General features: G+C 60.8%; 8 protein-coding genes. 1 reads left to right on the forward strand and 7 read right to left on the reverse strand.

Translation table 11 applies throughout. The features are described from left to right. The first annotated feature begins 33 nt into the window (after nt 1-33). Nucleotides 34-2,184 carry a 5-histidylcysteine sulfoxide synthase gene (ovoA, locus tag AACR93_RS17780; protein ID WP_043851539.1) on the forward strand — a complete coding sequence of 717 codons (2,151 nt, stop codon included), beginning with the start codon at nt 34-36 and terminating at the stop codon, nt 2,182-2,184. A 79-nt stretch (nt 2,185-2,263) separates the two neighbouring features. Here ovoA and AACR93_RS17785 read toward each other — a convergent pair whose 3' ends face one another. From AACR93_RS17785 to ebgR, 7 genes are all read right to left on the reverse strand, one after another. Next, on the reverse strand, nt 2,264-3,214 hold the full coding sequence (locus AACR93_RS17785) for a bile acid:sodium symporter family protein (RefSeq protein ID WP_043851540.1): 951 nt from the start codon (nt 3,212-3,214) through the stop codon (nt 2,264-2,266). Between the two features lie 295 nt (nt 3,215-3,509). Next, the gene (locus AACR93_RS17790) at nt 3,510-4,955 is read right to left on the reverse strand and encodes an amino acid permease (protein ID WP_043851541.1); all 1,446 of its coding nucleotides are present in this window, start codon (nt 4,953-4,955) and stop codon (nt 3,510-3,512) included. Nucleotides 4,956-5,122: 167 nt separating this feature from the next. Then, nucleotides 5,123-5,461 (reverse strand): tRNA-binding protein, encoded by a 339-nt coding sequence (locus tag AACR93_RS17795; RefSeq protein ID WP_026080427.1) that lies wholly within the window; start codon nt 5,459-5,461, stop codon nt 5,123-5,125. Between the two features lie 76 nt (nt 5,462-5,537). Further along, nucleotides 5,538-6,983 carry an amino acid permease gene (locus tag AACR93_RS17800; protein ID WP_043851542.1) on the reverse strand — a complete coding sequence of 482 codons (1,446 nt, stop codon included), beginning with the start codon at nt 6,981-6,983 and terminating at the stop codon, nt 5,538-5,540. Nucleotides 6,984-7,085: 102 nt separating this feature from the next. Next, the gene (locus AACR93_RS17805; RefSeq protein WP_043851543.1) at nt 7,086-7,541 is read right to left on the reverse strand and encodes a beta-galactosidase subunit beta; all 456 of its coding nucleotides are present in this window, start codon (nt 7,539-7,541) and stop codon (nt 7,086-7,088) included. Further along, a complete protein-coding gene (gene ebgA, locus AACR93_RS17810) occupies nt 7,538-10,612 on the reverse strand; it encodes a beta-galactosidase subunit alpha (RefSeq protein WP_043851544.1) in 3,075 nt (1,024 codons plus the stop codon). The genes AACR93_RS17805 and ebgA overlap by 4 nt, the downstream gene beginning before the upstream one ends. Nucleotides 10,613-10,933: 321 nt before the next feature. Further along, nucleotides 10,934-11,899: a transcriptional regulator EbgR gene (gene ebgR / locus AACR93_RS17815; RefSeq protein ID WP_043851545.1), complete on the reverse strand. Its 966-nt coding sequence runs from the start codon at nt 11,897-11,899 to the stop codon at nt 10,934-10,936. Nucleotides 11,900-12,089: the final 190 nt, after the last annotated feature.

Raw genomic sequence — 12,089 nt, forward strand, 5'->3', positions numbered from 1 at the left:
TGTCAGTCTTTACTGCCAACAAGGAGTCAGAGCGTGACCCAAGCAAGCCCTCTCTATTCCACTGCCACCGGTCTGCCGGAGCCGACTCGCACCCCGTTGCTGACCGGCAGCGATCCCGAGCAGAAACGGCGCGAACTGCTCGCCTACTTCTGCCAGACCTTCGATCTCTACGACTCACTGTTTGACTGTCTGGCCGATGAGCGGGCCTGGTTCAACAAGGCGATCCCGCTGCGCCACCCGCTCATCTTCTACTACGGCCACACCGCCGCCTTCTTTATCAACAAGCTGCTGGCGGCACGCCTGATCGACCAGCGGCTGGATGCCCGCATCGAGGCCATGGTCGCCATCGGGGTGGACGAGATGAGCTGGGACGATCTGGACGAGACCCACTACGACTGGCCCAAGGTTACCGAGCTGCGCAGCTATCGGGCCAAAGTCCGTACACTGGTGTGCGACTTCATCCGGCAGATGCCGCTCACCCTGCCCATCGACTGGCAGAGCCCGGCCTGGGTGATCCTGATGGGGATAGAGCACGAGCGCATCCACCTCGAGACCTCCAGCGTGCTCATCCGCCAGTTGCCACTCGCCTGGGTGCGGCCGCAGCCTCATTGGCCCGCCTGCACCGAAGCCCGCCACCACATTGCTCAGGTGCCCGCCAACAGCCTGCTGCCGGTGGCCGGCGGCAAGGTGCGCCTTGGCAAGCGGGACGCCACCTACGGCTGGGACAACGAATATGGCGAGCGCCATATCGAGCTGGCCCCGTTTCAGGCCAGCCGCATGCTGGTGAGCAATGCAGAATTTTTCGATTTCGTGCAGGCGGGCGGCTATGGCCAGCAACAGTGGTGGGATGAGGAGGGGTGGGGCTGGTGCCAGTACGCCAAGGCGAAGATGCCCACCTTCTGGGTGGGTGACCCCGCCGAACCCGGGCAGTTGCAGCTGCGGCTGATGACCGAGCAGGTCGCCATGCCATGGGACTGGCCGGTCGAGGTGAATCAGCTGGAGGCGGCTGCCTTCTGCCGCTGGAAGGCGGCCCGGACCGGGCTCCCCATCCAGCTGCCGAGCGAGGCGGAGTGGCAGCTGCTGCGCGAACAGCTACCCGGCGATCAGCCGGACTGGACGGAGGCACCCGGCAATATCAATCTGGCCCGTTTCGCCTCCTCCTGCCCGGTGGATGCCTGCCCGCAAGGGGAGTTCTTCGATTTGGTGGGCAATGTCTGGCAGTGGACCAGCACCGCCATCGATGGCTTCGACGGCTTTAAAATCCACCCGCTCTACGACGACTTCTCCACCCCCACCTTTGATGGCAAGCACACCCTGATCAAGGGCGGCAGCTGGATCAGCACGGGTAACGAAGCGCTCAAATCATCCCGTTACGCCTTCCGGCGTCACTTCTTCCAGCATGCGGGTTTCCGCTATCTGGTCTCCCGTTATCAGGAACCCGTTATCGTGAATCCCTATGAAACCGACACGCTGGTCGCTCAGTACCTCGACTTCCAGTACGGCCCGAGCCACTTCGGGGTAGCCAACTACGCCAAGACGCTTGCTGATCTTGCTGGCGAGCTCTGCAGCAACCACCAGCGGGCACTGGATATCGGCTGTGCCACCGGCCGCGCCAGCTTCGAACTGGCCCGCCACTTCCAGCATGTGGACGGGGTGGACTACTCGGCCCGCTTCATCGATGTGGCGCTGGCCCTCGCCAGTCAGGACAGCTTCCGCTACGCCATTCCGCTGGAGGGTGAACTGGTGGAGTATTGCGAGGCGCGCCTGTCGAGCCACGGGCTGGGGGTGAGTCAGGCGGAGCGCATCCACTTCAGTCAGGGGGATGCCTGCAACCTCAAGCCCAAATATGACCACTACGATCTGGTGCTCGCCTCCAACCTCATCGACCGGCTGCGGGAGCCCGCCCGCTTCCTGCGGGATATCGCCCCGCGGCTGCGCTGCGGTGGCCTGCTGGTGCTCACCAGCCCCTATACCTGGCTGGCTGAATATACCCCGCCCGCCAACTGGCTCGGCGGCATTCGCGAAAACGGCGAGGCGCTCACCACCTATCAGGCGCTGCAACGGCTGCTGGCGGCGGAGTTCGAGGAGCACTACCCGCCCCGGGATGTGCCTTTCGTCATCCGCGAGACCGCCCGCAAGTACCAGCACACGGTGGCGCAGCTGACCGTCTGGCGCAAACGCTAGCACGCCGGTCGACATGCAGATGAGAAGAGGGAGGCCAACGGGCCTCCCTCTTGTTATGGCAATAAAAACGGCGCGAGTATCAATGCCCCTGCTCGTGATAGCGGCGCGCCAGCACGGCGCAGACCATCAGCTGGATCTGGTGGAAGATCATCAGCGGCAGCACCATCACCCCGACGCTGGCGGCCGGGAACATGACGTTGGCCATCGGCACCCCGTTGGCCAGACTCTTCTTGGAGCCGCAGAAGACGATGGTGATCTCGTCCGCCTTGTCGAAGCCGAGGCGACGGCTGATCCAGACGTTCCAGCAGAGCACCAGCACCAGCAATACGCAGCTCAGCAACACGATACTGGCCAGATCGTACCAGCCTACTTGATGCCAAATCCCCTGCACCACCGCCTCGCTGAAGGCGACGTAGACCACCAGCAGAATGGAGCTCTGATCCAGCTTGCCGATGAGCGGCCGATGGCTGTCGACCCAGCGCCCAATGAGCGGGCGTGACAGGTGGCCCACCACGAACGGCAGCATCAGCTGCACCATGATGGACTGGATGGAGTGCCAGGTGTCGATCCCCTGCCCCTGTACGTGGATCATCATCCCCACCAGCACCGGCGAGAGGAAGATGCCGAGGATGCTGGAGGCCGAGGCGCTGCACACCGCAGCCGACACATTGCCCCCCGCCATCGAGGTGAAGGCGATGGCCGACTGCACGGTGGCAGGCAGAGCGCAGAGATAGAGGAAGCCGAGGTAGATGGCCGGGCTCAGCCAGCCCGGTACCAGCGGGGTGAGCAGCAGCCCCAGCAGCGGAAACAGCACGAAGGTGCTGAGCATCACTACCAGATGGAGCCGCCAGTGGCCGAGGCCCGCCAGCAGGTTCTGGCGCGACAGCTTGGCGCCATGCATGAAGAACAGGAGCGCCACCGCCAGCTTGGTCAGCAGACCGAACCAGACAGCCACCTGCCCCTCGCAGGGAAAGAGGGAGGCCAGGGTGACCACCGCAATCAGCACAACAGTAAAGGGATCCAGACGCACGAAAGGTCTCCATCAGAAGGGCATCCTGCAGCCATGGCGACAGTCAGGATTGGGGAGGACAAGAAACAGAGCGGGAGATGTCTGGCACCTCCCGCTAAAACGAACCTCCAGCTTACCCCGATAACGGAGAGGCGCAAAGTTGAGCGGCGAATAATTGTTCATCAATGCTTAACGCCTTCGCTATATCGAGTAGCAAAAGTTGACGATAAACCGGCCCTGACAGCTCCCAAACGGCTAAAAATGGATAAAAAAACGGGCGACCAAGGCCGCCCGTTCCGCTTTTTCACCCAGCCGATCAGCGCTGGCTGGCCAGCTTGCCGCTGCCGCCTTTCTTCTCATTGCCACCGAGCTTGCGGGCCTGCCGCTTCTCGAAGCGGGAGATCCACCAGTAGGCCAGCGCCGAGAAGACCGCGGTCATAAAGACGTTGATGAAGAAGGCGCGCACCAGATCCACCCCGGCCGGGAAGGCGGAGGCGCTCATGCTCACCACGAAGATGGCGATCAGCACCGACACCACGCCCATCCCGAACTTGCGTGACCCCATGCGGAAGTCGCGGGGGGTGTCGTCATGTTTCCAGCGGAACACGAAGTAGGCCACCATGATGAAGATCGGCGGCAACATGGCGGTGCCGGCGGTGAGGTTGATGGCGGTGTTCATCATCTGCTGCACCGACTCGGAGCCGAAACCGTTGACCACCAGCATCGCAAACACGAAGACAAACTGCCACCAGGCGGCGCGCACCGGCACGCCGTGCTCGTTGAGCTGGGTGGTCTTCTCGCCGTAAACCCCCTGCGGGATCTCGGAGAAGTGGATCTTCACCGGCGCCGAGGTCCACATCATCATGGAGCCGAACATGGCGATAAACAGCACCACGCCGACGAAGCGGCCCACCAGCGCCTCGGAGAGCCCGAAGTACTGCGCCATGCCGGTGAAGATCTCCACCATGCCGCCGGCATAGGTGAGGCTCTCGCGCGGCACGAACACGTTCACCAACAGGGAACCGACCGCATACATGGCACCGATGACGATGCCGGCACTGATGATCACCTTGATGAAGGACTTCTGGCCGCCCTTCACATCGTTGAGGTAGGCCGCTGCGGTCTCGGCACCACCCGCCGCCTGGAAGATCCAGCACATGATGCCGAGGGTCGCCCAGTTGACGGTGGGAGTCATTGCCTCCAGCGTGATGGGCTGGGCCGGCACATGATCGCCACTCAGAGCCATCAGGGCACCCAGCACATAGATGGCGAATAGGGCAAACACCCCGTAGGCCACGATCTCGGCAATCTTGCCAAGCCAGCTCGCCCCCTTGGTGGAGATGTGAGTCGCCGCCGCAAACAGCACGATGGAGATGATCGAGGTAACCATGGGCGAGAAGCTGTACTCATAGCCCAGCATGGCGTAGGAGGCGTAGGCGATGACGTTGGGCAGCAGGGAGACGAACCAGAACAGGTTCACGAACCAGTAGAGAAACGAGCCCAGATAGGCCATCCGGGTGCCGAGCGGTTTTTTCAGCCAGTCGTACATCCCCGACTCGGAGTTTTTATTGGCCGAGACGAACTCGGCGATGATGAAGACGAACGGAATGAAGTAGACGATGGTCGCCAGCAGGAAGATGGGGGCGGAGCTGAGCCCCAGCTCGATGTTGTTGTTGACGATGTTGCGCACGTTGAACACGGCGGCAAAGGTCATCGACAACAGGGCAAACTTGCCTATGGTGCCGCGTACGGATTCAGACATGGTGTCCTCCAGTGGACTTGCGCTCCCTGCGGGTAACGCTGTGACTCTGTGATGTGTTTGGCAAGGGTCTGTCGGCCCCGCGCTTTACTCTCTTGTTATGATCGGGCCGCGTGGACGGCCTCGTTGCTGAACCGGTGCAATCTCACCGCACCGGCTCGCAATACCCGTCAGACGATCGGAGTGCCCGGCGCCATCGGCACCCGCGGCTGCAACAGCACGCTCTGGCTCTCGTCCGGGGTCTCGGCGCAGAGCAACATGCACTCGGAACGCTCACCGCGCATCCTGGTGGGCTTGAGGTTGGTCAGCACCACCACCTCGCTACCCATCAGCTCCTCTTCGCTGTAGTAAGGCACCAGACTGGTGACGGTCTGCAGCGGCCGTTCGCCCCCCACGTCGATCTGGACGATGTAGAGTTTGTCGGCCCCGGGGTGACGCACCACCTCCAGCACCTTGCCCACCTTCATCTCGACCCGCTTGAATTCGGCAAACTCGATCGTCTCGCTCATGCTCTTTTCCTTTTCTGGTTCAACGGTTTGCGGGTGGCCAACGGCCACCCGGTTTGATTGGGATTCAATGCAGTGGCTATGGCGTCTGCATGGCAACCTGCGCTGTCGGCTGGGCCTCTTTGGCACGAGCTTCGGCACTGAGGGACGCCTCGTATCTGTTGTATTTCCACCAGGCGAAGCCGAGGAAAATCACGATCCCGCCGACGTTGTAGAAGATGATGGTCATGATGTCGGCGCCGGTCGGGAAGGTGGAGGCGAGGAAGCCCACCGAGAAGATGGCGATCAGCACCGAGACCACGGCGATGCCGGTGGTGCGCGAACCCATCCTGAAATCCCGCGGCAGGTGATCGAGCTTCAGCCGCAGATTGAGGTAGGCCAGCATGATGAACAGCGGCGGCAGCATGGAGGCGGCAGCGGTCATGTTGATGACGGTGTTCATCAGATCCTGCGCTGTGTTGGAGCCCAGAGTCGGGATCACCATCAGCGGCAGCACGATGAGGTACTGGATCCAGGCTGCCCGAGCGGGCACGCCGTTCTCGTTCAGCTCGACCGTCTTCTTGCCGAAGATACCGGCCGGGATTTCGGAGAAGAAGATCTTCACCGGGGTCGCGGTCCACATCAGCAGGGAGCCGAACATGGCGGTGAAGGAGACCAGCCCGACGAAGCGGTTCATCAGGATCTCCGGCAGGCCGAAGTAAGCTGCCAGCCCTTCAAACACCTGCACCGAGCCGCCGGTATATTTCAGGGTGTCGCTGTGGACGAACACGTTGATCAACAGCGATGCAATGGAGTAGAGCACCCCGATAAAGATCCCGGCGATGATGATCACCTTCACGAATGACTTGGAGCCCCCTTTCACGTCATTGACGTAGACCGCCACCGACTCGGCGCCACCGGCCGCCATAAAGATCCAGGTAGTAATACCCAGGAAGGCCCAGCTGAAATCGGGGATCATGGCCTCTACCGTGATGGGGTCTGCCGGCTGCACGCCGCCCACCAGTGCCGCACCTGCCAGCAGGATGTAGGAGAGGGTCAGCAGCAGCATCAGGGACGAGGTCACCGAGGTGATGGGGCCCAGCATCTTGGCGCCGTTGGTGGAGACGTAAGTGGCAAAGGCAAACAGCACCATGCTCAATGCCGTGGTCGCCACCGGGGTGAGAATGTACTCATAGCCGAGGAAGGCATAGGAGGCGTAGGCGATGACCCGCGGCAGCAGCGAGGTGAAGAAGAAGAGGTTCACGAACCAGTAGGTGTAGGCGGAGATAAAGGCCCAGCGCCCGCCGAGGGAGCTCTTCACCCAGGCGTAAACCCCCGCTTCGGAGTTCTTATTCAGTGACACAAATTCCGCAATGATCAGGCAGAACGGAATGAAGTAGAAAATGGTGGCCAGAAAGAACATCGGGGCCGAGGCCAGACCGATCTCGATGTTATTGTTGATGACGTTGTTGAAGCTGAATACCGCCGCGAAGGTGAGCGACAGCAGACCAAACTTGCCTATCGTATTCCGTTTGGAATCAGACATGGTGCATCTCCAGACCTGTAGTTATCTAGCGAAAGAGCGGGGCATGGGTTGTAGGGTGAGCCCCGCCCTTCCGGCTTTTGTCAGTGCAGAACCGGCGGCTTGTTATTTGTTTTTGAAGTAGCCGCCTTCGACGGTGACCTTGATGATCACCTTGCGCACCGGCCCGTCGCCGACGAAGCGGTAGGCCTCGTCGTTCTCGAAGATCACCACCTGCCCGTTGCCCACCTGCTGGCGCTCACGCACCTCACCGGCCAGCCACTCGCGGTCGGTGGTATCGTCATAGGCCTGCTCGACCGCCAGCTCGCTCTTGGCAGCCCACTCCACCGTCTCTTCCCCTTCCAGGTAGTAGTGAACGTCGAAGTAGCGGCGCTGCCCCTCGAACAACGAGGTGGCCGGGCTGGCCCCCTCCTGCAAGCGGTAGGTGAGGGAGTCACCGATGGAGTGGCAGATGCCGGGCTTGAGGTTCGGCAGGTTGTTGATGGCCTCCACGCAGCGGCCCCACTTCTTGCCCTCCCGGTAGATGTTTTTGAACAGGGTCAGGTTGTCCAGGGTGATCATGCGAGGTTCCTCCCGCCGTTGATGGTGAGATCGAGCCCGGCCAGCGCAGCCGGATTGAGGTTGCCACGGGCGATGGGCAGCAGGGTCAGGCCGAAGCTGAATGGCTCGAAGCACACCCGCCAGGAGTCCAGCACCTCGGAGCCCCAGGAGTTGGAGCCGAGCCCCAGTACCTTGTGATCCAGATTGAGGGTGAGATAACCGCTCGGTTCCAGCTCGTTGATGTGCTGCGCCGCGTGGATATGCTCCCAGCTGTAGGGCCAGACGCTCAGGTTGATGGGGGCATCGGGTCGCACGTAGAGACCGGCGCCGTGGCGGTTGGTCAGGGTCGCCCAGCGCACCTGCTGGCGGTTGCCGTTATCCTGCGGGAAGGGGTAGTGCTCCCACATCTCGCTGACTGTGTTCTGGAAGCTGTCGATCCAGTTGCTCTGGCGACTGTCCTGATAGTTTTCGCCCGGCCCCATGCCGTAGTAGTGCACCCGGTCGAGATCCTGACGAATGCCCAGCTCGAAGCCGATCTTGGGAATGATGTCGTCATAACCGCCGTAGGGCTGGCCGGACAGTACCACGTGCAGCTGACCGTTCGGGCTCAGGGTGTAGACGTAGCGGCAGCGCATGCCGAAGTCGAACACCGGCGGCGCGATCAGGCTCTCGACCGTTACCTCGACCGCCTCACCCAGCTGGCGCCAGCTTAAGGTGCGGAAGTGCTCCTGCATGATCTGCAGGTGGTTCGGGTGCCACAGGCTCTCGTACTCCTGCTTGTGGTTGTCGATCATCGGCTTGAAGAAGGTGAGGCGTGGCGCCCGCTCGATGAGCTCATTGCCATCCTGCTGCCAGCTCACCAGCTTGCCGTCGAGGCGCGAGAAGCGCAGGGCAAAGCCGCTGCCGCTCAGGGTCAGCGCGAGGCGCTCGTCGGCGATATGCAACGGAGTAGCGTTGGGATTGGCAAAGGGCTGCAGCTGGCGAGTCGATGCCTTCAGTTGGAACTGGTACTGGCCCAGCTCGTGCTCCGCCGCGCTGTAGCGGGTGGCGGTGGCCTTGATGACCCGCAGCTGGACGAAGGTTTCCCGCCCATCGAGGGATGGCAGTTCGAGTTGCAACTCTGTGGTGGCACCGGGGGCAATCCCTTCCAACCGGATTTGCTGGCTGGCCAGCAGTTCGCCCTCGGCTTTCACCTCGACCAACAGGCGGATATCGTCGAGAGTGGAAAACCAGTAGCGGTTTTCCACCGCCAGCTTGCCGCTCGCCAGATCCAGCGCCCGCACCTTGACCGGGCAGACCACCTGCTTGTATTCGCGCAGGCCCGGCCCTGGAGTCTGATCCGGATAGATGAGGCCATCCATGCAGAAGTTGTAGTTGTTGGGGTAGTCGCCGTAGTCGCCACCGTACTTGTAAACGGGGCGGCCCTGCTCGTCCTGATCCAGAATGCCGTGATCGCACCACTCCCAGATGTAGTGACCCTGAATGTGGGGATGGCGGTCGAACACCTGCTGGTATTCGCTGAGGCCACCCGGGCCGTTGCCCATGGCGTGGGCGTATTCGCAGAGGATGCGCGGCTTCGCCATCGGGAACTCGCCGAAGCAGTTCATCTGGGAGACGCGGGAGTACATGGTACTCACCACATCCACCACCTCGGCATCGCGATCCTCTTCGTAGTGCACCAGCCGGGTCGAGTCGATCGCCTTGCAGCGCTGGTACATGGCTCTGATGTTGCAGCCGTAGCCGGACTCGTTGCCGAGCGACCAGATGATGATGGAGGGGTGGTTCTTCTGGGCGTGCACGTGGCGCTCGATGCGATCCACGAACACCGGCTCCCAGAAGGGGTCGTCGGTGATGCGGCTGAGATCGCCGACGTTGGCAAAACCGTGGGTCTCCACGTCGGTCTCCGCCATCACGAACAGGCCGTACTGGTCGCACAGCTCATAGAAGCGCGGGTCGTTCGGGTAGTGGGCGGTGCGCACCGAGTTGAGGTTGTGCTGCTTCATCAGCACGATATCGCGTTCAACACGATCCATGCCGACCGCGCGGCTCTTGAGATGGTCGTTGTCGTGGCGGTTCACCCCGTGCAGCTTGAGGTAGTGGCCGTTGACGTAGAAGAGGCCATCCTTGACCTTGATTTCACGCACCCCGACCCGCTGCGGGATCACTTCCAGCAGCTCGCCCTGACCGTTGTAGAGGGAGAGTTGCAGCTGATAGAGGTAAGGATCTTCGGCACTCCATAGATGGGGGTGGGCCAGATCCAGCGTGAAGTGGCAATCACACTTGCCGTCGATGGCGAGATGGTCGAGCGAGCCACTGGCGATCTCGCTGCCCTGATCCTGCAGCGACCAGACCAGACGGTGATCACGGGCAGCCGCCCCCAGATTTTCCAGCTGGATATCGCAGCTCAGGGTGGCGCTTTGATTGTCATCGGCCAGCGCGGTGCGGATGAAGAAGTCCTGCACATGGGCGGCCGGTTTGCCCACCAGATAGACGTCGCGGAAGATCCCCGCCATCCACCACATGTCCTGATCTTCGATATAGGTGGAGTCAGCCCACTGCATCACCCGTACCGACAGCAGGTTCTCGCCAACCTTGGCGTAGGCACTGATATCGAACTCGGCGGTGAGACGGCTCCCCTTGCTGAAGCCGACATACTGGCCGTTCACATAGACCTCGAAGTAGGTCTCCACCCCGTCAAACTTGATGATCACCTGCTCGCCGTCCCAGGCTGGGCTCAGCATGAAGCTGCGCTGATAGGCGCCGGTGGGGTTGTTGGTCGGCACGAAGGGTACGTCGATGGGGAAGGGAAAACCTTCGTCGGTGTACTGCAGCTGACCATGTCCTTCCATCTGCCACATGTTGGGCACGGTGATCTGGCCCCACTCGCTCATGGGGCTGTGATAGAAGGCCTCCGGCACCTGCAGGGGGTGGTCGAAGTAGTGGAACTGCCACTGGCCGCCAAGGCTCAGAAAACGGCGGCTCAGCTCGCGCTGCATGGTGGCCGCCAGCGCGTGGTCGGCATAAGAGAAGAAGTAGGCGCGCGGGGCCAGCCTGTTTTCACCAACGAATTGGACGTTTTCCCAGTTATTCACATGTCCTCCCGGAACAAGGCAACGTTAACTGGGTAAACTCTAGATAAACATTTACTAAATATCAGCTTTGCATTGGTAAAGTTTTAACCTGATCACAATGAACAGATGGTTTTGTGAGCGAGATCAGAAGCGGGAGATAAAGGAGGGCAAGATATGGAGGAGTGGCATGGATGTTGATAACAGTTGGCTAATTAGCAATAAAATCAGCTACAAAACAATATGATATGAAGTTGTTGGATGATATGGGAAAGAGGTTTGCTAGGGAGAGGTGTCGCACCACCGCAAGATGGCGCGACTAAAAAGCAGAATATTTTACTAAAATCAGCGAGTGGTGCCACGCAGGGTCAGCTTGCTCGGTACCAGCACCCGGAGTGGAATATCACGCTCGTCTCGCAGCCGCTCAACCAGCAAATTGACCCCCTGGGAGCCCATCAACTCGGAGTGGATCCGCACCGTTGAGAGCGGCGGGAAGGTGAACTTGGCGGTCGGAATATCGTTGACGCTGATAAGCTCGATCTGCTGGGGAATCGCCAGTCCCTTCTCGTGGATGGCACGCAGCACACCGATGGCGATGGAGTCGGAGGCGACGAACAGCGCCTTGGGCCAGTCGCCGGCCAGCATCTCCTTCGCCAACTGGTAGCCGGAAGCGCTGGAGAAGTCCCCACGATAGAGATCGCTCTCCAGCACCACCCCCAGCCGCTGGCCATAATCGCGGAAGGCCAGTTCACGCAGGTCCGGATTCTCATCCTGGCCACCGATATAACCGATACGCTGGTGCCCCTGCGCGATGAAGTAATCGACTACCTGCTGGCTGATCAGGGCGAGATCCACATCGACCGAATCGAACTCTCCCTGTGAACGGCAGTCGACAAACACTAGCTGGCTGGAACAAGCCCTGAGCTGGACGAGACGCTCGGCTGTGAGGGTACCGACCACCAGAATGCCATCCACGGCGCTCAGTTCGCGCCCTTCACCGCAGTTGTAGAGATGGGTCAGTTCGATATTGAGGCGGGCACTCTGGGTCTCGATGCCATAACGGATAGCGAGATAGTAGGGATCGTTGACCTCGGTACTCTGGGGATAGGCATAGACCACCAGAAAGTGCAGCTTGCTCTTGTGTACCCCCTTGCGGGCGCTGCTGGTCTTGTACTCCAGCCGTTCGGCAATCTCGAAGATCCGCTGCTTGGTCTCTTCCTTGACGCTCAGGCTGGGATCCTCGTTCAGTACCCGGGATACCGTCGCGAGAGAAACCCCCGCTTCCTGTGCAATTTCCTTCAACGTAGCCATCAATACCTCGCTGGCAGCATCACGTGTTAATCGGTAACGGCTAAAGAGTAACGGGCAATCCCTTGATAGCCCAGCACTTTTACTAAAATGCCGGCGGCATGGCAGATTTTTGGAACGCAGAAATGCAAAAAGGCCTCCCGAATGGGAGGCCTCTTCTAAATAGGTGCCTGACAGTGTCCTACTCTCGCAT

It is taken from the genome of Aeromonas sp. L_1B5_3, assembly GCF_963866575.1.
Lineage (GTDB): Bacteria > Pseudomonadota > Gammaproteobacteria > Enterobacterales > Aeromonadaceae > Aeromonas > Aeromonas jandaei.